Origin of the sequence: Cellvibrio sp. pealriver (assembly GCF_001183545.1) — a bacterium.
Taxonomy (GTDB): domain Bacteria; phylum Pseudomonadota; class Gammaproteobacteria; order Pseudomonadales; family Cellvibrionaceae; genus Cellvibrio.
In genome coordinates, this window is the sequence record NZ_KQ236688.1 from 1,954,548 (window position 1) to 1,979,024 (window position 24,477).

Sequence of the window (24,477 nt, forward strand, 5' to 3'; positions counted from 1 at the left end):
CCCTTGCCTAATAAAAAGAATAAAAATGATGCACAGGGCCAGAACCCTGCCCTATGTGTAATTTTTCTGAATGCAGTAATGCATTGTGTAAATAATGTTTTGCTTCTTTTACTGCATCATGAAGCGATAATGTTTTTGCTAATCCTGCAGCAATTGCCGATGCCAAAGTACAGCCCGTACCGTGGGTATTTTTTGTAGTTAGGCGCGGCATTGAAAATGCGCTCACACCCGCAGCCGTTATCAATAAATCGGTCGCCTGCTCACTGTTGGTATGCCCGCCTTTCATCAATACTGCGCGTGCGCCCAAGGCGATAATTTTTTCGCCTTGTAATTGCATTTGTTCAAGACTGGTCGCAACCGGTTCATTTAGTAATACCGCCGCTTCATGCAAATTTGGCGTGACAACACTCGCCAATGGAATCAGTTTTTCAATCAACGTATTGATCGCATCTTCTGCCAATAAACGGTCACCGCTGGTGGCGACCATCACGGGATCCAGAACAAATGGAATATGGGGGTAAGCACTCAGTGACTCCGCCACTGCAGCAATAATATCAGCCGTAGCCAGCATGCCACTTTTGATCGCGCCAACCGATAAATCACTGAGCACTGATTGGATTTGTTGCTGGACAAATACCGGAGGCACAGGAAATACACCCTGCACCCCCAAGGTATTTTGGGCAGTAAGGGAGGCAATCACACTTGCGCCAAATACCCCTAGCGCCGAAAACGTTTTTAAATCGGCTTGAATGCCTGCACCACCGCCACTGTCACTACCAGCGATGGTCAGTGCGATAGGGGTCTGTTTACCAGAGGTCTGGCCGGAAGTTTGAACAGGAGAACTCATTGGATTTCCGTTATTCATTAATCGGTAATGGCACGGAAAGGAGAGAAAAAACCACGCATGAAGACATGCTAAAACAGGAGGCTCTCGTTCCCTACGCCGGTACTAACCGGATCAGGTCGGCGGGTATATCTCAGCCAGTACATCGCACCAGCACCCCGACAAGAAAGTGGGCAGTCTATTCAAGTTGGAAGATCGAGTAAAGAAACCTTTTGGATTAAGGCCAACCTTATACAAGACATAAAAAAACGCCCACTGGCTCACCGGTGGGCGTTTTTGATTGATCCGTTTTGCGCTTATTCAGATTTTTCTGGCGACTTCAACAGACCCAACTTCCCTGCCAATAGAGCTGTTGTAGGTGCCTGAATCAGAATAGTCCCCAAGATAAAAATGAACGTAATTGCACCGACAACATCAATGCCGGGTACTTTCATACCCGCCAGAATCCCCACCAAAGCAGCGGGAATAACACCGGTTTCACGCGTCCAACTCATAAAAACCAACTCCTTCCAGGTCCACTTGGCACGGCGATCCGGGCCTGCGCACAAGAATACAGTGACGGGGCGGGCGATAAAGATAAAGATAAATAGCAGTGCAAGGCCAACGCCCAGGTATTCTTTCAGTAAATGGAAGTCCACTTGTGAGCCAAGCAGGATAAAAATAAACATACGCATCAACAATGCGGTATTACCCACATAATCTTCCAGATATTCGTGCTCATGGTGATCCAATGGCAAATTGAAAGATTCTTTATTGCCAATCATCACCCCACACGTAAACACCGCCATAAAACCAGAAGCGCCGATTTCATCTGCAAGCAGGAACACGGTAATCACCGCCAGAATAATCACAAAAGGCGTCACTTCACGGAAAATCCCAAAACTGTTGTGTGCCATCAGGAAAGCTGCGCTATAGCCAATAATCGCACCTAACACCAAACCCATACCCGCTTCATAAGCCAACTCACCGAGCGAGTGCGTCAAGCTGAAGCCCTCACCTGTGCCCATAACATAAGAAACGACTGCGAAAGTCGCTATCGCGCCCATCGCATCATTCAGCGCAGATTCGCTCATCACGGTTTGGGAAACACGGTCTTTAATAGGAACTTGTTTGAAGATCGGCACCAAGGTCGCCGGGTCGGTTGATGCGGTAAGCGCAGCCAACACCAATGCAATCGCGATGGGAATTCCCATCCACACACTGGCCACTGTCATGATGGCACCGGTGATCAACACCCCGACAGATGCAATGACCAATAACGTAATCCAAATTTCTTTCAATACCGCGAAGCGCAAAGTCGCCCCGCCTTCAAACAGCAAATAACAGGCACCAATGGTCAGGATAAGCTGGTTCATGGTGGAATCAGCCGGGACATGCAAAACGCCACCGATGGTGGGACCAAGGCCAATCCCGATAAGAAGAAACAGAACGATATCGGGTACTTTGATTTTTTTAGCAATCACTCCACCTAACAAACCGGTGAAAATAATAATTCCGACATACATAAGGTCGAGCTTGGCTATCTCTAATGCAGACATGACGACTCCAGGTTAATCGTTAAAAAACGTAAATAAAGAATGCGCGCATGCTGACAGCAAACCAATCCGACATTTATAAATTGTGTGTAAATTCCCGTCTTCATAAACACAAAAACCGGGTAAAAACCCGGTTTTTGTAAAGCCCAAACAGCGTAATAACCCGCTAGCTGGGGAAAACCAGATTGGCCAGTGTTAAGGCCACTGCATAACCACAGGTATAGGCAATCAATACCAGAGGGGTATAGCGCAAGAAGGCACCGAAAGTGAGGCCTTTCACTTTACTCATGGCAATAATCCCCGCTGCAGAACCAATTGCCAACAGCGAGCCGCCCACACCGACACCGTAAGTCAAAGCCAGCCATTCTGCCGTTGGCAAAACAGGTTCGGACTTCAGCAATGCTGCCGTCAGCGGTACGTTATCGATCAATGCAGAGAAAAGCCCCATCAAATAGTTTGCGTATTGCGGCGCAATTTGCGCATAGAAATTGGTCAACAAATCCAATGTACCGATTTCTTTCAACATGCCCACCAGCAACAAAATACCGAGGAAGAACAACAAGGTTTCGTATTCGATCTGACGGACATACTCAAGAATTTTGGTTTCTTCCGGATCCAGATTCATGAAGTGGCCGATAAAGAACATGATCGATAAACCCACCAAAAAGGTCAGCACTGGAGGGACGTGGAAGAAAAAGTTGAACAGCATGGTGCACACGATCGTACTAAAGAAAGTACCTACAATTGCCCAATCCATACCTGTGAAAGTGCGAGGATCTTTTTCTGTCGTTACCTGACCAGACACGCCGGGGAACATCAATGCAGCCAAGACCATTACACCCACGATAGCCGGAACCCACAGCAGTAGAAGTTGTGGCATAGTCACATGACCTGACAAGAAGATCATCAGCGTGGTTACATCGCCGGTGATCAGCGCCACACCGCCGGAGTTCACAGCGAACACCACCAAAACGGCCAGCTTGATACGGGTTTTCTGCTCAACATCAAAAGCGTGCACCAACCCAAGCGTTACCAAGGTCGCGGTGACGTTATCGCAAATCATCGATAGCGTCATCGCAAACAAAGCCACCATAATCATCAAGCTGCGGGTGCTCATTTGCGCCGGGCACAAACGCTGGACAACTGACTGAACAATTCCCTTGGCATTCAGATAAGCAACGAATGTCATAGTTGCCATCAAGAACAACCACAGTGTCGCGATCTCCAACAGATTGTGATTTAACTTATCCAGCATCACGTCTTGTTGTTCATGCCCACCGGAAAACATAAACATGACCAGCCACGAAAGGCTGCCAAAAAACAGCGTGGTTTTCGCTTTATTGATATGGATAACTTCTTCAAAGACCACGCCCAGCAGCGCAAGCACCGCAAAGATGATCAGGACAACTTCCAGGGACATCGACATATAAGACCTTTTATATAAAGTTAAAGAAATCCTGCGGGAAGGAGCACCTGCGACTAAGCGCCAGCGATAAAAAACCCGCCTTGAATTGGGCGCGCATGATAGAAGTTGCACTTTGATGAAGCAATCAAACAAATGCAGAATAGCCTAAAAAAGCAACAGTTTTTGCAAATCTACCAATATCAGGACTTACTCCCGACAAATCTCAGCGGACAAGAGCCCATAAGTGCGCAGTGACTAAAAGACGCTGTTACAGTCACTGACATTTTTTTGTTGGATGAATCTATAAGATAGGCAATCGCGTCTAAAGCAATGTGGGCAGACGTTAAGCGGATGTATATATGAATATAGAAAGGTAAAAAATGCGGCTGAGCTTACATTTGTAACTTCACGCAAACCCAGGTGCGTTTTACCCTTTTTAACCAGTGAACCTCCGCGCACTTCTCGACCCCATTGCAGCAAGCGGCTACACTCCACGCACACTGCTTACTTAGTAAGGCCCTCGCGGCCAAATATCAGGCATTCATGTGCCTGATATTGAACTGGAATTCTCAACTCTGGACTTTGGAAAACCTTATGAAAAAGACCAAGCTTTACTTGCTCATCAGCCTTTTTTCACTGGCACCGTTAACTGCCAGCGCCAATAGCCTGTTGGACGTTTATGAACTCGCCCTGCAAAACGATGCTCAACTCAAAGCAGATAAAGCAGCCTATGAAGCAGGCCTGCAAAACAAAACTATTGGCCGCGCTGGTTTGCTCCCCCAAATTAACGCCAAAGCGCAATACAGTAATAGCGACGAAGACTCGGTAAATCGCCTTAACAACACCACTTCACCTACCGATCTGGATTCCAAAGGCTGGGATGTCACACTGAATCAACCGCTGTTTGATATGTCTGCATGGTACGTGTACAAGCAAGGTGCCAAATTAAGCGAGCAAGCAGAAGCGCAATTCGGTGCTGACCAACAAAGCCTGATTGTCCGCACCGCAGAAGCCTACTTCAACGTGCTGCGTTCGATTGAAACATTGGAAGCCACCATTGCAGAAGAAAAAGCATTGGCAAAACAGCTCGAACAAACCAAGCAACGCTTCGAAGTGGGTTTGACAGCAATCACCGAAGTTCATGAAGCGCAAGCTGCTTTTGACAGTGCAAGAGCCTCAACACTGGAAGCACGCGGAAACCTCGGTATCAGTTACGAGGCTCTTGAAGTATTGACCGGCAAACCTGAAGACAATGTTGCTCCTTTGTCTGCCAAGTTTCCGGTTGTCACACCAACGCCAGCCAACCGTGCAGAGTGGGTAGAGTTTTCACTGAAAAACAACTACAACCTCAAAGCATCCAAGCTGCAAGCCGAAGCATCATTGCAAAATGCCAAAGCTAACCGCTCAAACCATTTGCCAACTCTCGGGGCGACCTTGGGTTATTCAGACTACGATGCGGATGGGATTAGCAACGGCAACCCGTTAGATAACTCAACTGACGGCACCAGCCTTAATGTGCGCCTTGATATCCCTATTTATAGCGGTGGCGCAACCACCGGCCGCAGCCGTCAGGCCTACGCACAATATAATCAGGCTCATGAGCTGTACAACAGCACCCAGCGCAATGTCATCCAAAACACCCGCGCCCTGCATTTATCGGTAGAAACTGATGTTGCCGCAGTGCAGGCACGCAAGCAGGCGATTGTTTCAAACCAATCCGCATTGGAAGCAACCCAATCAGGTTATGAAGTGGGCACACGCAACCTGGTTGAAGTGTTACTCGCGCAGCGCAACCTTTATCAAGCGCGCCGCGATTACTCCAATGCACTTTATGACTACGTAATCGACACCATTAAATTGCGTGAAGTTGCCGGTATGTTGACACCTGCTGATGTGCAGGAAATCGACAAGTGGTTGCTCGACGATTCTTTAGTAAGCCGTAGCCAATACGAAAACTAAATGTCGCCCAATACCGATAGATAAAAAACCGATAGATAAAAAAATGCCGGGCAAATAACCCGGCATTTTTGTTTTAGAGCTACAGCAAACTACAACACAAGCTACTGCAAATAACGTTCAATGACCGCGAGCGTTTTATCCAGCGCACCGCGATTTTCCTGCGCGACCCGCAATGCATTTTCGCCGCGACATTTTCTCAGCGCAGCATCCTCTATCAAAACGCTCAAGGCTTGTACCAATTGATTTGCATTACTTGTCATCTGTAATGCATCCGCTTGCACCATCAACCGTGAGACCTCTGCAAAATTAAAGACATGCTCACCGCTTAGTAGAGGTAATCCCCATGCTGCTGGCTCGATAAAATTGTGCCCGCCGTTAGGAACCAAACTGCCTCCCACAAATGCAATATCGCTCGCTCCAAACAGCAGGAGTAACTCACCCATGGTATCGCCCAACAAAATGTCCATCTCTGCTGTAAATACGCCACTGCTGCGACGAACTGTGTTAAAACCGCGACTAGTGCAAAGTTGACCCACTCGCGTAAACCGCTCGGGATGTCGCGGAACCAAAATCAATAACGGAGAAACAAGTAATGTGTTTTCACTTGGTCGGGCTTTGTGTTCACGTAGTTGGGCAAAGGCATCAAGGATAATTTCATCTTCACCTTGATGAGTACTGGCAGCAATCCAAATCAATCGCTGGCCGTTATTTGAAAGCGATGACTTCAACAATTGCGCCTGGCTTTTTAATTCATCGCTCAAGGTTAAATCGAATTTAATATTACCTGTCACCACCACATTGGATTGCGGCAACCCCAAGTCAATAAATCGTTGTGCATCGGCGTGGTTTTGAATCAATGCAGTGGAAATATGTTGCAACATGGGAGCGGTCAATCCAGAGAAACGCGCATAACCACGTGCCGACTTTGCAGACAATCGTCCATTGATCAACAGTGCCGGAATATTGCGCTTGGCGCATGCCGCCAAGGTATTTGGCCACAATTCAGTTTCCATCACCAAATACACCGATGGGTTAATGCGATGCAGAAAGCGCGCAATAACATCAGGTAAGTCATAAGGCGCATACACGTGAAAAACAGAATCACCCAAGGTAGCACGCACCCGCTCGGAGCCGGTGGGTGTTGTTGTGGTAATCACCAATTGAATTGCAGGATTGGATTGCAAGCGGCGGATCAACGGCAAGGCTGCTAAAAATTCACCCACCGATACGGTGTGTAACCAAATTATTTTTTTCGGTGAGGCCTGTGCCGGGAAAAATGCAAAACGCTCAGACCAACGACGGACATAGGCCGGCGCAGAAACCGAGCGCCACAACAAGCGCAATAAAATGACAGGAAGCAGGCAATAAAAAATGAGCGTGTATAAAAAACGCATCATCAGTGAGCAGCCGGGGTAAGTTGTACGCGCGCCGGGCTACCCAGCTTTATATCGCCACGTACGCGATACCCTGGAACTGCATCGCGCATTTTTTGATAGATCCAGCGCCCTTCTACATCAGTTCGGGCAATAATAATTGCCAAACTGTTGGTGGCTTTTAGTTTATTGGCGATTTCAGCGAGCTTGGCAAGTATGCGCGGATCATCCTTGCCTAACAAACTGGCATCCAATAAAAACTCATTGGCACCACCACGGTAAGGCTCTACCGGCGGAGCCGCCTTGATTTGCTCAGTCAGCGCGCTGGATACTTCTTTAATCAATAAATTTGTCGGATCAACAATACGCGCGTTATTCAGCATAGTAGTCGCTTGCGAATAATTTCCACGCGCTGCAGCCTGACGTGCCAAATCTACATAGCGCATGACAATACCCTGCAAACCACCTTTCGCCCGCTGATTGTTCGGATCCAATTTGAGCGCTGCACGGAAATAATCAAATGCGTTGTCATTTTTCGGTGTCAGCAGCTGATCTTGCGATAGCGTGTATTCACCGTTGAGGATCAACATCTTCACAACCTGCTGCTCTTTGGTAATCACCTGAGGCTTCTGCACCACCGGAGCGGGAGCAGGTGCCGGTGCTTTTTTCTGATTCATCCAAAATGGTGTTTGGCAGCCGCTCAAGCTAAACGCCATCACCATCAATAATCCAAGGCGACCAACAACCGTCAACATAGTGGCAACTCTCTTCTCTTAAATAAGCAACAAGGTATATTCAGGAACTGATTGTGTTTGACAGTAAACACTGCAGGTAAAAAAAGATAAATTCACAGATCAAGGGAATGATAGGCATTGCCCAGTGTCCATAGGCCGCGTATGTTACTGTAACTCAGTCGCGCCGACATCCCGGCCTTATCAATTAGACCCAGAAAAATCATGATACTTTCACACCTTTTTTCACGCCTTTTTTTGCTGCTTCCTGCCGGCTTGCTAGCTCTCAGCCTTTCCATCAATGCCGCAGATGATCCATTCGCACCCAAAAACCAGAGCTTTAACCAATCCCCGACGACATTAAGTAATCAGTTGGTTGCTCAGGATGAGTTTTTGCCTGTCGGCCAAGCGTTCATTCCGACGTTTACCATCGAAAACAACAGGTTTTTGCTGCACTGGTCGATTGCAGAAGCTTATTACTTGTACGAAGAGCGCTTCAAATTCAAAGCCGATCAAGGCATTGAATTAACACCACGCTATACACCCGGAAAAATGAAGTACGACGAGCTCTTTGAACGCGAAACCATGGTGCATTATCACGCGGTGACTGCCAGCTTTGATCTGAATAACATCACCGCCCCTTTTACTTTGAATATCGAATATCAGGGCTGTGCCGATGCCGGTCTTTGCTATCCCCCACAGAAAAAAACACTCGCAGTAGATCCCACTAATGCACTGGTAGTGGAGCAAACAGCCACATCTCCAGCAACCGGGTCGCCAGCCGCCGCGCCTCCAACCACAACACCGTCTGCAAACATGCCTGAGCCAGAAGCCGGGTCTGGCTGGATTGTGCAAGCCATGATTCTGGCGCTGCTGGGAGGGATTATCCTGAATTTAATGCCCTGCGTATTTCCAGTGCTGTCTATTAAAGTGATGAGCCTGGCTGCAGCCGACCGCAAGCGACTGGCGATCCATGGCTGGGCTTATACAGCAGGTATTGTGCTCTGCTTTGTAGGATTTGCGATTGCGTTATTACTTGCCCGCAAAGGAGGTGAAGCTATCGGCTGGGGCTTCCAGCTGCAGTCGCCGGAATTGATCGCCGCGCTCGCCTATTTGTTTTTTGTGATGGGACTGAGCATGTCAGGAGTCATTAATATCGGCACCAGCCTAATGGGTGCCGGACAAAACTTGACCCAAAAATCAGGCCTTGGCGGCTCCTTCTTTACCGGGGTTCTCGCGGCTGTTGTCGCAAGCCCCTGCACTGCACCGTTTATGGGGGCCGCTCTTGGTTTTGCACTTACCCAACCTGCGATCTTATGCATCGCTGTCTTTGCGGCACTGGGTTTCGGTATGGCTCTACCCTTGCTGCTACTGTGCTATTTACCTGCATTAGCCACCCGACTCCCGAAACCCGGGGTATGGATGGACAATCTCAAGCAATTTTTGGCCTTTCCGCTGTACTTGAGTGCCATCTGGTTATTGTGGGTTTTTGGCCGCCAGACAAGCGTCGGTGGCATGGCCGCACTCTGTGTAGGAGCAGTCGCAATCGCTTTCGGTTGCTGGTTACTGGCACGCTCCACCACTGGAATTTGGCAATGGATCCGCCGTTTGGGTATCGCAACCAGCTGGATATTGGCAGTAGCCCTTGTTTGGCAGGGCTCAAATGGCAATCAAGACACACTTGCAACTGATCGCTGGCAAACTTATTCGCCCGAATTGGTCGCCCAAGCGCGTGCGGACGGCCGCCCGGTATTTATCAATCTGACTGCAGATTGGTGCCTTACCTGCTTGGCCAATGAACGTATCGCACTGCACACCGATGCCACCGAGCAACTATTTGATGTACTCAACGTGGCAACATTTAAAGGCGATTGGACGAATACTGACCCGAAAATCACTGAACTTTTGCAGGAATATGGCCGCAGTGGTGTTCCTTTGTACCTGTGGTTTCCCGCTGGCAGCAACGAAAGGGCTGTTGTTTTACCCCAATTACTAACACCGGAAATTCTTGCAAATGCAATGCAAGGTGAAAAAAACTAGCATTTCGACGATTTTTACAGAAGATGATTCATTTTTGATGCTTTTTATGTCAAGTTCCCCCATCTTGCTGCCAACATGAGGGCAAGATGTCGGGATAATCGAACAAAACAGCTATTTCCGCGTTTATTTTTACAACCCTAACGACTAACTTCTGCAATCTTGCAGGCATTTTCTGTCATATTAATAAAATTTCGCCGTTATCGTGGACAGACCTACATTTTTGCGGCAAACTCCCCACACTTTCAGATCCCCGGCAAGCTGAACCAGGCATTTCCCCGCCAGTCACAGCATAAAACCAGAAAATCACCGCAGGATTAGTGTTAATGGCAACCATTTTGGTACTTCATGGCCCCAACCTGAATCTTCTTGGGTTGCGCGAACCAGGCATCTATGGCGCTACCACCCTCGAAGACATCAACCGCAATTTGGCTCAAACCGCGCAAGCAGCGGGCCACCATTTGCAAACCCTGCAAAGCAACGCTGAATACGAACTAATTGACCGTATCCATGATGCGCGCAAAGAAGGGGTCGATTTCATTATCATCAACCCTGCTGCTTTTACACACACCAGTGTCGCACTGCGCGATGCGCTGTTGGGCGTGGACATTCCTTTTATCGAAGTGCATTTATCGAACGTCCACAAACGTGAAGCGTTTCGCCACCATTCTTATTTTTCAGATGTTGCCCAAGGCGTCATCTGCGGTTTTGGTGCCACCAGTTATGATCTGGCATTACAAGCTGCGTTCAAATTAGTTAAGTAGTTTTCATTCATGTGGCCCATGCGGCCATCACCAACCACAACATACCTTGTTGCAGAGAGGACTTTATGGATATTCGCAAAATTAAAAAACTGATCGAACTGTTGGAAGAATCCAACATCGGCGAATTGGAAATCAAAGAAGGCGAAGAATCTGTTCGTATCGCACGCAATAGCGGCACCACCCAATATTTCAGTGCTCCAGCACCTGCTTTTGCCGCCCCCGCTGCACCAGCCGCTGCCGCTCCAGCAGCTGCACCCGCCGCCCCAACTGCCGCGCCCGCTGCTGCACCTGCAGTATCTGGCCACATTGTTAAATCACCTATGGTTGGCACCTTCTACCGCTCACCAAGCCCAGGCTCACCTTCATTCATCGAAGTGGGCAAACATGTGAAGGTTGGCGATGTTATTTGTATCATCGAAGCCATGAAAATGATGAACCAGATCGAAGCCGACAAAGCCGGTGTTATCGAAGCCATTCTGGTTGAAGATGGTAATCCTGTTGAGTTCGATCAGCCTTTAGTGACCATTGCTTAATTAACTGTTGTGGTTGTCGCTAGCGACAATCCAATCACTAATCGCTGAGGAACAGAGTTATGTTCGATAAAATTTTGATCGCCAACCGTGGCGAAATCGCGTTGCGTGTATTGCGCGCCTGTAAGGAGCTGGGCATCAAGACTGTTGCCGTGCACTCACAGATTGACCGCGATTTAAAACACGTACGCCTGGCGGATGAGTCCGTTTGTATCGGCCCCAACCCGTCGCCAAAAAGCTACCTGAATGTACCGGCCATTATCGCCGCTATGGAAATTACCGATGCCGAAGCCGTTCACCCGGGTTACGGTTTTCTTGCTGAAAACGCCGACTTTGCCGAGCGCGTGCAAAAAAGCGGCTTTACCTTTATTGGTCCCGATCCCGATGTCATCCGTATGATGGGCGACAAGGTAGAAGCGATCAAGGCAATGAAAAAAGCAGGCGTTCCTACCGTTCCCGGCTCAGATGGCCCACTGCCGGATGATCCCGAAGAATGCCTGAAAATCGCCAAGCGCATCGGCTATCCCATTATCATCAAAGCCGCTGCAGGCGGTGGTGGCCGCGGCATGCGCGTAGTACACACCGAAGCTGCACTTATCAGCTCCATTCATGTAACCCAGGGCGAAGCCAAAGCAGCATTTGGTGATGGCACGGTATACATGGAAAAATTCCTGCAAAACCCACGTCACGTAGAAGTACAAATCTTGTCTGACGGTCAGGGCAATGCAATCCATTTGGGTGACCGCGACTGCTCCTTGCAACGCCGCCACCAAAAAGTATTGGAAGAAGCGCCAGCCCCCGGGATTCCTCAGGAAGTTCGCGAGCAAACCTATGCCGCCTGTGTAAAAGCGTGTATCGATATCAAATACAAAGGCGCGGGCACTTTTGAGTTTTTGTACGAAGATGGCCGCTTCTATTTCATCGAGATGAACACCCGTATCCAGGTTGAGCATCCAGTGTCTGAAATGGTGACTGGTATCGACCTGATCAAAGAGCAAATCCGCGTCTGTTCCGGCTTGCCCTTATCGATCAAGCAATCCGATGTCATTATTCGCGGCCATTCATTTGAATGCCGTATCAATGCCGAAGACCCAAAAACCTTTATGCCTTGCCCTGGTTTGGTAAAAGGCTTCCATGCTCCCGGTGGATTGGGTGTGCGCGTGGATTCACATTTGTACAACGGCTACACAGTGCCACCAAATTACGATTCAATGATCGCCAAAATTATCACCTACGGTGATACTCGCGAGATCGCTTTGAACCGTATGCGCAACGCGCTGGATGAAACCATTGTGGATGGCATCCGCACCAATATCCCTCTGCAACAGATGTTGGTACGCGACACCGAATTCCGTAAAGGTGGCGTGAACATCCACTATCTGGAAAAGAAACTGGCCGAATAAAATGTGCCAGTGGATCGAAAGGGCGCGATTTATCGCGCCCTTTTTGCTTTAATCACCTTCAAATTCAACACTTCTTTTATCAACAGCAGAATTCCTATGCCTTGGCTGCAATTGAAAATCATCACTTCACGCCGTTACGTCAGCTCACTTGAAGACTCCCTGCTCGCCTGCGGTGCTGCCTCGGTAACCCTGCAAGACAATGCCGACCAACCCATCCTTGAACCGGGATTAGGGGAAACGCCGCTATGGGATAGCGTAAAAATGACCGGGTTGTTTGATGCAGAAATCGACACTGCACACACTATCGCACTCGCCGAACGCCGTTTTGGCAACCCACTGCCTGAACATTCCTGGGAGCAATTGGAAGACAAGGATTGGGAGCGGGAATGGATGAGCAACTACCATGCTATCCGCTGTGGAGAACGCCTGTGGATTTGCCCAAGCTGGCAAACACCGCCTGAACCAGACAAAGTGAACCTGATGCTTGACCCCGGCCTTGCCTTTGGCACCGGTACTCACCCCACCACTTTCTTATGCATGCAGTGGATCGACCAGCAAGACTTCACCGGCAAAACGGTTATCGACTACGGGTGTGGTTCTGGAATCCTTGGCATAGCAACGCTTTTGTTAGGTGCAAAACAAGTGATCGGTGTCGATATAGACCCACAGGCGCTGCTCGCCACCACCGAGAATGCCAAGCGCAACAATTTGCCCGCCGATGCCATGCCCGTGTATCTGCCACCGGATTGCCCAAACACTCAAGTGGATGTGATGTTGGCTAACATCCTCGCGGGCCCCTTGGCTGAACTTGCACCGGCGCTTAGCGCCATGACCAAAACCGGTGGAAAGCTGTGCTTGTCAGGCATACTTTCAGTTCAGGCCAACACCGTCATGGCAGCTTATGAAGCCTGGTTTGTATTCGACCCGGTTGCCGAACATGAAGAATGGGTCAGATTAACGGCGACAAAAGTAAAGTAAGAAGGTGAGCCAGTTGGCATTGCGGATTCGGAGCATGAATCCTCATTGTCGCTGGAATTTACCCTGAGCTTTCCGCTGGGTAAACTGCAATATATTGAGCCGCAAACCGTAAACTGTATATTACTGATAAAAAGGCATCCGGGCTTTTCAACCCTCAGGTGTTAAGAGCAAATCAACTATGACGTCGCCCAGTAACCCAATGATCACCCGCTGCCCAAAATGCGGAACTGCATTTCGCATCACCCCGAGCCAACTGCAATCCGCAAAAGGCGCGGTTCGCTGTGGCTCTTGTTTGCATGTATTCAAGGCTCAGGAATATTTGGTAACTGCCCCGGCTGCAAAAACGGCAACCAAACCGCCTGTTAGTCCATCCTCCAAAACAAGCCCTGATACGAAACCGATCCCAAAACCAATAGCTCAACCATTAAAACACCAGGCAACCATAGTTGCGCCACCTGCGCCCTCCCGAACAGAAACCACGTCACAACCCGTGATGCGGATACTTGATAAATCTTCTCTGGATCAAACCGATGACATTCTTATCAGCGACGATATGGATGACATGAAATCCGACACCAAAAGCTATGAATTCGATGGCTTTATGGATATAGATATGGCACCCAAGCCAGAAGTGTCCCTTTTCGAGCGCAAGCTGCGCGACAAAGACCCTGAAGAGGATACCAAAAGCACTGCCGACGAATCCTGGGCGGAAATGCTGATTGAAGATGAGGAAGATGACACACCCCAATTAGCTGTCATCAAACCTAAAACTGAAGAGCAGCTTGCCGATGATGAACTAGCCAGCAGCATAGCCATTCAGAATGAACGCCCAACAGGCGCCCCCTCGGCAACCAATCCCCGAACCAACCCTGGCTTGGTATTTAGCCTAGTAGACGAACCCGAAGAGATACCACAAAACAAGCAGTCTGATGACGACTTAGTCTTAAGCGATGAGCTGGCAAATATACCCAATCATCAAGGGTTTAGCGCGAGCGCCAGTAACGTATCAGACATGCCTGACCCAAGACTATTTGCAGAACCGGACGAAACCCCATCACCAAAAGAGGAGGAAGCCTCAAAGCGTCAGGTAAAAACCCAGCCTAAGATTCGCGCATACGACAACTCACGCTCGGCATTATTAATGAACATCATGCCGGCACCTATTGAGTTCACCGCTAAACGCATGCGTCGTTGGTACCAAAGCAAACTATGGCCGACACTCAGCTGTCTTGCATTGATCGCATTGATAGTACAGGTTGGCTGGTTTAAGTTTGATTACTTCAGTCGGGTCGAGCCCTATCGCACGGGTTACGTATTTTTGTGTCCGTATATTGGGTGTCAGGTACCTACTCTGGTCGATACCAGTCGGATCATCACCTCCAACCTTTCCGTACGAACCAATAAAGAGGTTGCCGATGCCCTGGAGGTGGATGTATTGATCATTAATAACGCTCCGTTTGAACAACCCTTCCCCGATCTGGAGCTTGTATTCACTGACATCAATGAAAACAATGTAGCAGCGCGGCGCTTTAAACCCGAGGAGTATCTGGGGGGAGAAATGGCAGGACAACAGCTGATGCCGCAAAACCAAAAAGTCTATATCAGTCTAGACTTGGTAGATCCCGGCGCTGAAGCAGTGAATTACTACATTCAAATTATCGGCAACCAGCAATAAAGAATAGGTATTCCAAAACAACCCGGCTGGCCTGCAACCCCATGGAATAGAGAATATGGAATTCGGTTTTATCGGTCATGCTTACTCTCCTTTAACATGCACTCTTTTAACATGCACTCTTTTGAGGTGCTTTCTTTTGAAGCGCTGCGCCCTTACCAGCCAGCGCTGCATTGCCACGAGCATTCTGTGTTTGATTCCGCTCGGTACTAGCGCAAATACCCAATCCCAAGAGCTCTCCTCTACCCTCACAACGCCGCTTATCATCACCCATAAACTCCCGGAACTCGGTAGTAAAGAACGGGTATTGCACGAAGTTGAAATACTGAAACTGGCTTTGGATAAAACCACCCGGGAATTCGGCCCTTATGAGCTGCGCGGCATTCCTCCAATGAACCGCGCCCGCACACTAGTCATGCTCAGCCATGACAACTACCCCAACCTGGTTTTACAAATGAGCTACGAAGATGAGCTGGCTGAGCAAGAAAAACTGATCTACATTCCCTTTCCACTGGATCGGGGTGCACTCAGCTACCGGATTTGCTTTATGCGCGACGAGCTAAAACAACAAACCAAAAACCTCACGCGTATCCATCAGCTCAAACCCTATGATTTTGGTGTCGGTATTGGCTGGAGTGACACCAAAGTATTGCGCCACAACAACCTTACCGTTGTCGAAAGCAGCAATGTCGTTAACCTGTTTCGCATGACCAAAGCGGGCAGGGTCGATTTCTTTTGTCGCGGCCCGATGGAATATTACTTTGAAGCGCAACACCAAAGCAGCCTTGGCCTTAGCAGCGATGCCCACATGGCACTCTATTATCCTCTACCCAAGTTTTTCTTTGCCCACAAAAATAGTCAGGCCGCACTTAACCGTATCCAAAAAGGATTGGATATCGCCTTCAAAGACGGCTCTTTTGATGACCTGTGGCGCAAGCGCCATATGCAGCCCCTGCAACAGGCGAGATTAAAAGAACGCAATATCATCAAAATGGAAAACCCATCCATCAAGCACTTGGCGCGAGACTACGAAACCTATCTTTACGATCCCGTTAACCAATAAATCCTCCTGCCCTGCCCCAAGTAATTATTTTTTGCAACACAATCAGACTAAAAAACGTTTTTTTATCGCTCAAAAAAACACCATTTTTTGTATTTTTTACATTCCCAACACCTGCCCAAACGGGTATTATGGCGACCCTTTTAAGCAGGGCTGCAGCACACATTTTGTGCACTTTTTTAGCCGGTCATTGCCACAACCACGACACCCAATCACGTGTTTACTATTGGCTCCTATTGCATCGACAGTCAGGTCATACTCGCGCCCATGGCAGGCGTTACTGATCGACCATTTCGGCAATTATGTCGATCTTTAGGTGCCGGATTGGTGATATCGGAAATGCTCACCGCTGACTCCACCCTGTGGAGCAGCCGCAAAAGTAGTTTGCGGATGGATCACTCGGGTGAAGTTGAGCCGATTGCAGTGCAAATTGCCGGCGGCGACCCGGACATGATGGCCGAGGCAGCGCGACTGAATGCTGCCAACGGTGCCCAGATTATTGATATCAATATGGGCTGTCCTGCTAAAAAAGTCTGTAAAAAAGCCGCAGGCTCGGCACTGTTAAAAGACGAGCAATTGGTAACAGAGATACTGCAGGCAGTAGTGAAATCGGTGGACATTCCAGTCACCCTGAAATTTCGCACTGGCTGGAGTCATGAAGAACGCAATGCTGTGCGTATTGCACGCATCGCTGAAGATGCAGGCATACAAGCCCTTGCACTTCACGGTCGCACCCGCGCTGACGCTTTTCTAGGTGAAGCCGAGTACGACACCATCGCCAGTGTAGTGAATGCTGTGAAAATTCCGGTATTTGCCAATGGCGATATAGATTCACCGCAAAAAGCCAAGGCTGTGTTGGATCACACAGGTGCCGCCGCGGTGATGATTGGGCGCGCCGCGCAAGGTCGCCCCTGGATCTTCCGGGAAATTGCGCATTACCTGCGTACCGGTGAGCAATTACCCGAACCATCCCTGACAGAAATCAGGGATATTTTATGTACCCATCTGTGTGAGCTATACCGTTTTTATGGTGAGTTTATGGGGCCGCGTATCGCACGCAAGCACGCGAGTTGGTATTTGCAGACAGTCCCAGGCAGCGAAGTATTTCGCAAAACCTTTAACGCTATAGATAATGCAGAAGAACAACAAACCAGCATTCAAAATTTCTTTGAACAGCTGCTTACGAAAGAGGAAAAAGCCGCATGAACACCGCAACTTTCTTTGCTGATGCAACCCCAGCACAAGCTGCTCCACAACAACCAACCCAAGCTCAATCGCTGCGCGGCTGCGTAGAGCAAGCAGTAGAAAACTACTTCAAACATCTTGATGGCCAAGACGTGAGCAACGTGTATGAAATGGTTCTTGCAGAAGTAGAAGCTCCGATGCTTGAAATCGTATTGAAGTACACCCGTCACAACCAAACACGCGCTGCACAAGTATTGGGGTTGAACCGTGGTACTCTGCGTAAAAAATTGAAGCAATACGGCCTGTTGTAATTTTTTACAGCGCCGCATGGCACACAAAAAAGGGGTGGTAATTCGTTTCCACCCCTTTTGCTTTTTAGCGACTCTTATTTTTGTATACCCGTTTTTCGCTTTAACCTTCACATCTACAACTTTCACATCTACAACTTTTACACCTACAGGAAATGTGTATGTCTACTTCTGATCTTGTTGCCGTAAAACGCGCCCTTATCAGCGTCTCGGATAAAACTGGCATTGTTGAATTTGCCCAAGCCCTGCACGCTCAAGGCGTAGAAATTTTATCAACCGGTGGTACCTTCAAATTACTCACCGACAACAAGATCCCTGCAATTGAAGTCTCCGATTACACCGGCTTCCCGGAAATGATGGATGGCCGTGTAAAAACCCTTCACCCAAAAGTACACGGCGGTATTTTGGGCCGTCGCGGCATCGATGAAGGTGTAATGACGCAACATGGTATCAACGCGATTGATATGGTCGTTGTGAATTTGTATCCGTTTGAAAAAACCGTTGCCAATAAAGACTGCTCTTTGGAAGATGCAGTAGAAAATATTGATATTGGCGGCCCGACTATGGTGCGCGCTGCAGCGAAGAATCACGCGCACGTAAACATCGTGGTAAACGCATCTGACTATGCAAACATCCTCGCAGAACTCAAAGCCAATAACGGCTGCACGTCACTGAAAACCCGTTTTGATTTGGCGATTAAAGCCTATGAACACACCGCTGCTTACGACGGTGCTATTGCCAATTATTTTGGCCGCTTGGTAGAAGGCGGCAGCGCCGATTTCCCACGCACCTTTAATACCCAATTTATTAAAGCGCAAGAAATGCGTTACGGCGAAAACCCACACCAAAAAGCGGCGTTCTACGTTGAGAAAAACGCACAGGAAGCGAGTGTTGCTACAGCGAAACAATTGCAAGGCAAAGAGTTGTCATTCAATAACGTAGCGGATACCGATGCGGCATTGGAAACCGTTAAATCTTTTGATGAACCTGCCTGCGTTATTGTTAAACACGCCAACCCGTGTGGTGTCGGTGTTGCAGCAAACATTCTTGAAGCTTACGAACTTGCTTACGCAACTGATACTGAATCAGCGTTCGGTGGCATTATTGCTTTTAACCGCGAGTTGGATGCAAAGACTGCCGAGGCGATTGTGTCCCGTCAATTTGTTGAAGTCATTATTGCACCACGTATTTCAGCGGAAGCGCTGGAAATAACCAAAGCAAAACAAAATGTACGTGTATTAGCCTGTGGCGAATGGGGTGCCGAGCGAATTGGCGGATTGGATTACAAAAGAGTGAATGGCGGCCTTTTGGTACAAGATCGCGATATGGGTGTTATCACCGCTGCCGATCTCAAAATCGTGACCAAACGCGCTCCCACTGAAGCAGAAATTCGCGATTTATTATTCGCTTGGAAAGTGGCCAAGTTTGTTAAATCCAACGCAATTATTTATGCAAAAGACAACCGCACCATTGGTGTAGGTGCAGGCCAAATGAGCCGTGTTAACTCTGCACGTATCGCTGCGATTAAAGCTGAGCATGCTGGCCTGCAAGTCGCTGGATCAGTCATGGCATCTGATGCATTCTTCCCATTCCGCGACGGTATTGATAATGCCGCTAAAGTAGGTATCGCAGCCGTGATTCAACCGGGCGGTTCAATGCGTGATGAAGAAGTTATCGCTGCCGCTGATGAGCAGGGTATGGCAATGGTGTTTACCGGTATGCGTCACTTCCGACATTAATAAAACGTGTCATTAATTTTTTGCCAACTCCCGCTTGCGGGAGTTTTTCATTCGCGAATTAAATTATTGGATTAATTATGAATGTATTAATTATTGGCAGCGGCGGGCGCGAACACGCACTTGCGTGGAAAGCAGCGCAAAGCTCACAAATAGAAAAAGTATTTGTTGCGCCGGGCAATGCCGGCACAGCGCTGGAAGCAAAATTGGAAAATGTTGCAATCGATGTTTTGAATTTTGAAGCGCTCGCTAATTTTGCTGAACAAAATAATGTGGGTTTGACAATTGTCGGCCCGGAAGTGCCTTTAGTCGCTGGCGTTGTTGATTATTTCCAGGCGCGTAATTTATTGTGTTTTGGCCCAAGCAAAGGCGCTGCACAATTGGAAGGTTCAAAGGCATTCACCAAAGATTTTCTTGCGCGCCATAAAATCCCAACCGCGGATTATCAAAATTTTATTGAAGTTGAACCTGCCCTCGCCTATTTGCGCGAAAAAGGCGCTCCGATTGTTATCAAAGCCGATGGCCTCGCTGCCGGTAAAGGTGTAATTGTCGCTGAGACATTGCAGCAAGCAGAAGATGCCGTGCGCGATATGTTATCTGGTAATGCATTTGGTGATGCAGGTTGCCGCGTGGTGATTGAAGAGTTTTTAGCGGGTGAAGAAGCCAGTTTTATTGTGATGGTTGACGGCAAAAATGTATTGCCCATGGCCACCAGCCAGGATCACAAACGTGTTGGCGATGGCGACACCGGCCCCAACACCGGCGGCATGGGTGCTTACTCACCTGCTCCTGTTGTTACGCAAGCAGTACATGACCGCGTAATGAAAGACATTATTTACCCAACGGTAAATGGCATGGCGGCAGAAGGTAATACGTACGTTGGATTTTTGTATGCAGGCTTGATGATCGATGCATCCGGCGCACCCAAAGTGATTGAATACAACTGCCGTTTTGGCGACCCCGAAACACAACCAATTATGTTACGCCTGCAATCTGACCTGGTTGAATTGTGCTTGGCGGCACTGAAAGGTGATTTGGATAAAACAACTGCCAGCTGGGATTCGCGCGCTTCTGTTGGCGTGGTGCTTGCGGCAGGTGGCTATCCAGACAGCTACAACAAAGGCGATGTTATTTCCGGATTGCCGAGCGTAGAAATTGAGGGCGAGAAAGTTTTCCATGCTGGCACAGCGCAAAATAATGGCAACACTGTGACCAATGGCGGCCGGGTTCTCTGCGCGACTGCATTGGGCGATAGCGTTTCAGATGCTCAACAACGCGCATACAAACTGGCTGCACAAATCAGCTGGAAAGATATGTTCTATCGTAAAGATATTGCATACCGTGCCATTGCCCGTGAGAAGAATTGATTCGGCGCATTCGGTTGCAGTTAAAAAAACCCGCAGTTATGCGGGTTTTTATTGTGCACAAGCTAATAGACCAATTCACAGAGTATCACCGAACCGTTTATAGTGGCTTTCACAGCAAAGGATAATTAACGCATGCTCGCCACCTTAGTCAGTCATCCCGCTTGTCATGACCATCACATGCCTGATGGGCATCCGGAATGTCCTGCGCGTATTGATGCTATCGCAAATCAATTATTAGCCAGTGGTATTGACGCATTGCTTTACCAACGCGATGCTATTGAAGTTACCGATGCGCAATTGCAACGTGTTCATACAACTGAATACATCCAACGAATTTCTGCTGCAACACCAAAAACCGGCATCACTTTTTATGCAGATGATGTGTACCTTTCCCCTAAAACATTAATAGCAGCGCGATATGCAGCTGGTGCCGCAGTCATGGGTGTAGATATGATCATGCGCGGTGAAACAGATGCAGTTTTTTGCAATGTCCGTCCACCTGGCCACCATGCAGAGCATAATCGGGCAATGGGTTTTTGCATTTTCAATAATGTTGCCGTGGCCGCCGCACACGCAATTCATGAATATGGATTGGAACGAGTAGCCATAGTGGATTTTGATGTGCACCACGGCAACGGAACCCAGGATATTTTTTTAAATGAGCCGCGGGTGTTATTTTGCTCCAGTTTCCAATATCCCTTTTATCCTCACACTAATATTGAGGATGTGCCACGACATATTATCAACACCCCACTCCCTGCCACTTGTCGCAGCCAAGAGTTTCGCGATGCAGTCAGTGCACAATGGTTCCCTGCGCTGGAAAACTTTAAACCACAAATGATTTTAATTTCTGCGGGCTTTGATGCTTATATCGATGACGACATGTCATCTATCAGTCTGTTCGAGCAGGATTATTTTTGGATTACGCAGCAGCTTCGCCAACTAATGGATAAAAGCAAAACAAATCCGCAACACGATCAGTGCAAGGGAATTGTTTCAACACTGGAAGGTGGTTATGATCTTCTGGGTTTAGGCCGCTGTGCACTTGCCCACATAAAAGCGCTGGCAAAATTATGACTGGATGTTGTTTTTTATAAATTGCTTTTATTGGCTTCTTGAAAATTGAGTGACATGTCAATCAAGCCATCTTCCCGATTAAACTTTACTGAAAAACCCAATTTTCGTGCGAGGTTAGCCATGCCGGAATTTTCCAGCATGGTGCACCCTATCAACGTTTGCGTTCCTTGGGCGCGACAATAATCAATCATTTTTTGCAACAAACGACTCCCCAAGCCAATACCTTTTAATTCACTGCGCACTGCCATCGCAAATTCTGCTTGGGTATTATCGGGGTCAATTTGTACCCGTACCACACCCAGAATTTTTTCCTGTTGCTCATCGTCGCTATCCACAGCAATAAAAGCCATTTCGCGCGCATAATCTATTTGAGCCAAACGCGCCATTTGCTCATGAGAAAATTGTGGCAGTTCTGCAAAATAGCGTTTGTACCTGTCTTCTTTGCTTTGCGAATTATCAAATGCCTGCAAATTTAATTCATCTTCCGGGCGGATAGGTCGCAGTAATATCTTGCGTTGATCGCGCAATATGAACGATTCTTCCAACTCTTTTGGATAGGGGCGAATTGCCAGCGGGCAGCTATTTTTTTCAGCAGAAATATCAATGCTCACGTCCAATACATGAATATCTTCACCAGCGGCAAGCACAGGGTTAATTAACAAATTACGCACAGCAGGATGATCAATCACGATTTGGCTAATTTGTGTCAAGAACAAACACAATGAAGGCATATCTAATGGCACATATAATTCCCGCTCGCGAATTTTTCCTTCAGCGAGCGCTTGTATTACCATGTAGCGAGCCAATGCCATATTTAATGGAGGCAAAGCAACTACCGCATTGCGACGCACACTCCAATGACTAGCCGCCTCACCCAATAAAATAACAGGACCAAATACCGGATCTATTTGTACTTGCACGCGCAATGGATAGGCACCTTTACGCTGCGAGCGAGGCATATCAATCGATTCATTTTGCGTTTTAATGCCGTAACCTTTTAGTAAATCCAAAGCCTCAACAGTAGTCAGTTGATTACGATTTTCATCAAGCGCTTTTGCAATAATGGTTTGTGCTGTGTGCGGTTGATAGGGAACCTTGTCACTGATCGACTCTGGCGTTTCCGACAATAGCTTTTGGTTGCGCCGATATTGCACCATGTGCATGAAAGCGCCCACAGCTCCCTCCGGGGTACGGAAAGAAGCAATATTGGCATCTGCAAAACGCAAACGCGCATTTTGTGCCGCATCCTCGCCCATCCAATTAGCGAATAGATTAGGCTTTCTTCCGCCGTAGTTTTTGTAAGTATTAATGATTACATCTGCATACACTTCACCGGGTGTTAATGCCGATGGTGCCTGCATGATCAAAATATTTTCAATACTGTTACTCTGCAATAAAACCTGAATCACCTTTTGGTAAGTATCGGGCGATGCATCGCCTAATAAATTAATCGGGTTAGTAGCGCGGCCACCGCTATGAATTAATGGTTGCAGCTGTTCAACCACAGATTCATCCAATGTCGCCAACCGTCCGCCACGCTGCAAAAGTGCGTCAACAGCCATCGCACTTGGACCGTTTCCATTTGCAATAATGACTAACTGTTCACTGTAAATGGGTTTGCCATTAGCAAGCGTTTCCACCGCTGCCAGAAGCTCACGCAAATCACCCACGCGCAACATACCTGCACGCCGAAATGCCGCATCGTATACTGCATCGTTACCTATTTGTTCGGGTGGCAATCGCGATGTAAGCGCACTGCTCTCCAAATAAATTCCTGCTTTGATCACCAAAATCGGTTTATTAAATGAGGCCGCACGTGCAGCAGACATAAATGCACGCCCATCATGAATTCCATCTATGTACAACAATATCGCTGATGTTTGCGAATCACGCCCGAGATAATCAAGAATTTCATCAAAGTCGATATCAATCCCTTCACCGAGTGAAATAAATTGTGAAAAACCAATACGGCGGCGACGCGCCCAATCCAGTAAGGTGACGCATACCGCAGAGGATTGCGATACCACTGCAATTTTTCCCGGCAAGGCATTTATGTGCGCATAACTCGCATTTAACCCCAATGCAGGAATGATGATACCGAGCGAGTCCGGCCCAAGAATTCGCACGCTCCACTCTTTGGCAATCGCCAGCATTTGCTCCTGCAGATTAGTGCCTTGTGCGGTAAATAAATTGTCCAAACCTGCGGCAATCACAATCGCATTGCGCGTTCCCTTACGCCCCAATTGCAAAATAATTGCTGGCACCCGCGTTGCGCGCGTACAAATAATGGCGAGGTCAGGCACTATCGGCAACTCATCAATTGAGCGATAAGCCAATACCCCATTCACCGATTTATAGTGTGGGGTAACAGGCATGATGGGGCCATCAAATTGCCCTTGCAATAAATTGCGCATCACCGCATTACCAGGGCGATTGGGCTGATTAGACGCACCGATCACAGCAATAGATTGCGGTTTTAAGAGTTGCTCAACACTTTTTACGCTCATAAACTT

Annotated in this window: 20 protein-coding genes, 1 pseudogene and 1 riboswitch; of the genes and pseudogenes, 14 read left to right on the top strand and 7 right to left on the bottom strand. The window is 48.1% G+C overall.

Annotated features, from left to right (window positions below; all coding sequences use genetic code 11):
• Positions 1–7: 7 nt before the first annotated feature.
• The 3 genes from thiD to nhaD all read right to left on the bottom strand — a co-directional run bounded on the left by thiD (position 8) and on the right by nhaD (position 3,805).
• Entirely contained in the window at positions 8–847 is an 840-nt protein-coding gene (thiD, locus tag VC28_RS08470; RefSeq protein WP_049630265.1) for a bifunctional hydroxymethylpyrimidine kinase/phosphomethylpyrimidine kinase, read from the bottom strand.
• 71 nt (positions 848–918) lie between these two features.
• A riboswitch (TPP riboswitch) is annotated at positions 919–1,015 on the bottom strand.
• Between the two features lie 125 nt (positions 1,016–1,140).
• Positions 1,141–2,382, bottom strand: a complete 1,242-nt coding sequence (locus VC28_RS08480; protein ID WP_049630267.1) for a cation:proton antiporter — start codon at positions 2,380–2,382, stop codon at positions 1,141–1,143.
• 163 nt (positions 2,383–2,545) lie between these two features.
• Positions 2,546–3,805 carry a sodium:proton antiporter NhaD gene (nhaD, locus tag VC28_RS08485; RefSeq protein WP_049630268.1) on the bottom strand — a complete coding sequence of 420 codons (1,260 nt, stop codon included), beginning with the start codon at positions 3,803–3,805 and terminating at the stop codon, positions 2,546–2,548.
• 573 nt (positions 3,806–4,378) lie between these two features.
• On the opposite strand from nhaD, the gene VC28_RS08490 reads away from it, so the two are divergent.
• Complete coding sequence (locus tag VC28_RS08490; RefSeq protein ID WP_053094175.1) at positions 4,379–5,743, top strand: TolC family outer membrane protein; 1,365 nt, start codon at positions 4,379–4,381, stop codon at positions 5,741–5,743.
• A 101-nt stretch (positions 5,744–5,844) separates the two neighbouring features.
• Here VC28_RS08490 and waaA read toward each other — a convergent pair whose 3' ends face one another.
• Both waaA and VC28_RS08500 read right to left on the bottom strand, forming a co-directional pair.
• Positions 5,845–7,140: a lipid IV(A) 3-deoxy-D-manno-octulosonic acid transferase gene (waaA, locus tag VC28_RS08495; RefSeq protein WP_049630269.1), complete on the bottom strand. Its 1,296-nt coding sequence runs from the start codon at positions 7,138–7,140 to the stop codon at positions 5,845–5,847.
• Positions 7,140–7,871: a tetratricopeptide repeat protein gene (locus tag VC28_RS08500; protein ID WP_049630270.1), complete on the bottom strand. Its 732-nt coding sequence runs from the start codon at positions 7,869–7,871 to the stop codon at positions 7,140–7,142. Before VC28_RS08500 ends, waaA begins: the two co-directional genes overlap by 1 nt.
• Positions 7,872–8,072: 201 nt before the next feature.
• On the opposite strand from VC28_RS08500, the gene VC28_RS08505 reads away from it, so the two are divergent.
• From VC28_RS08505 to VC28_RS08535, 8 genes and pseudogenes are all read left to right on the top strand, one after another.
• Positions 8,073–9,887, top strand: coding sequence for a protein-disulfide reductase DsbD family protein (locus tag VC28_RS08505; protein ID WP_049630271.1), 1,815 nt, complete (start codon positions 8,073–8,075; stop codon positions 9,885–9,887).
• Positions 9,888–10,210: 323 nt separating this feature from the next.
• Complete coding sequence (gene aroQ, locus VC28_RS08510) at positions 10,211–10,648, top strand: type II 3-dehydroquinate dehydratase (protein ID WP_049630272.1); 438 nt, start codon at positions 10,211–10,213, stop codon at positions 10,646–10,648.
• Positions 10,649–10,713: 65 nt separating this feature from the next.
• On the top strand, positions 10,714–11,181 hold the full coding sequence (gene accB / locus VC28_RS08515) for an acetyl-CoA carboxylase biotin carboxyl carrier protein (RefSeq protein ID WP_049630273.1): 468 nt from the start codon (positions 10,714–10,716) through the stop codon (positions 11,179–11,181).
• A gap of 59 nt (positions 11,182–11,240) precedes the next feature.
• The gene (gene accC / locus VC28_RS08520; RefSeq protein ID WP_049630274.1) at positions 11,241–12,581 is read left to right on the top strand and encodes an acetyl-CoA carboxylase biotin carboxylase subunit; all 1,341 of its coding nucleotides are present in this window, start codon (positions 11,241–11,243) and stop codon (positions 12,579–12,581) included.
• Between the two features lie 96 nt (positions 12,582–12,677).
• Positions 12,678–13,559: a 50S ribosomal protein L11 methyltransferase gene (prmA, locus tag VC28_RS08525; RefSeq protein ID WP_049632262.1), complete on the top strand. Its 882-nt coding sequence runs from the start codon at positions 12,678–12,680 to the stop codon at positions 13,557–13,559.
• A gap of 199 nt (positions 13,560–13,758) precedes the next feature.
• A pseudogene (locus VC28_RS20095) lies at positions 13,759–13,857 on the top strand (MJ0042-type zinc finger domain-containing protein); the annotation flags it as partial.
• A 195-nt stretch (positions 13,858–14,052) separates the two neighbouring features.
• Complete coding sequence (locus VC28_RS08530; RefSeq protein ID WP_231591882.1) at positions 14,053–15,234, top strand: DUF3426 domain-containing protein; 1,182 nt, start codon at positions 14,053–14,055, stop codon at positions 15,232–15,234.
• A gap of 136 nt (positions 15,235–15,370) precedes the next feature.
• A complete protein-coding gene (locus VC28_RS08535; protein WP_053094176.1) occupies positions 15,371–16,294 on the top strand; it encodes a type 2 periplasmic-binding domain-containing protein in 924 nt (307 codons plus the stop codon).
• Here VC28_RS08535 and VC28_RS19720 read toward each other — a convergent pair.
• A complete protein-coding gene (locus VC28_RS19720) occupies positions 16,284–16,457 on the bottom strand; it encodes a hypothetical protein (RefSeq protein ID WP_156184306.1) in 174 nt (57 codons plus the stop codon). The genes VC28_RS08535 and VC28_RS19720 overlap by 11 nt on opposite strands.
• Positions 16,458–16,507: 50 nt before the next feature.
• Between VC28_RS19720 and dusB the strand changes: the two genes are divergently transcribed.
• The 5 genes from dusB to VC28_RS08560 all read left to right on the top strand — a co-directional run bounded on the left by dusB (position 16,508) and on the right by VC28_RS08560 (position 21,964).
• Positions 16,508–17,497 (top strand): tRNA dihydrouridine synthase DusB, encoded by a 990-nt coding sequence (gene dusB / locus VC28_RS08540; protein WP_082191459.1) that lies wholly within the window; start codon positions 16,508–16,510, stop codon positions 17,495–17,497.
• On the top strand, positions 17,494–17,787 hold the full coding sequence (gene fis, locus VC28_RS08545) for a DNA-binding transcriptional regulator Fis (RefSeq protein WP_049630277.1): 294 nt from the start codon (positions 17,494–17,496) through the stop codon (positions 17,785–17,787). The genes dusB and fis overlap by 4 nt, the downstream gene beginning before the upstream one ends.
• 158 nt (positions 17,788–17,945) lie before the next feature.
• Complete coding sequence (gene purH, locus VC28_RS08550) at positions 17,946–19,523, top strand: bifunctional phosphoribosylaminoimidazolecarboxamide formyltransferase/IMP cyclohydrolase (protein WP_049630278.1); 1,578 nt, start codon at positions 17,946–17,948, stop codon at positions 19,521–19,523.
• Between the two features lie 77 nt (positions 19,524–19,600).
• Positions 19,601–20,887, top strand: coding sequence for a phosphoribosylamine--glycine ligase (purD, locus tag VC28_RS08555; RefSeq protein ID WP_049630279.1), 1,287 nt, complete (start codon positions 19,601–19,603; stop codon positions 20,885–20,887).
• 132 nt (positions 20,888–21,019) lie between these two features.
• Positions 21,020–21,964, top strand: a complete 945-nt coding sequence (locus VC28_RS08560) for a histone deacetylase family protein (RefSeq protein ID WP_049630280.1) — start codon at positions 21,020–21,022, stop codon at positions 21,962–21,964.
• A 14-nt stretch (positions 21,965–21,978) separates the two neighbouring features.
• Here the strand turns inward: VC28_RS08560 and VC28_RS08565 are convergent, their stop codons facing one another.
• Entirely contained in the window at positions 21,979–24,471 is a 2,493-nt protein-coding gene (locus VC28_RS08565) for a bifunctional acetate--CoA ligase family protein/GNAT family N-acetyltransferase (protein ID WP_049630281.1), read from the bottom strand.
• Between the last annotated feature and the right edge of the window lie 6 nt (positions 24,472–24,477).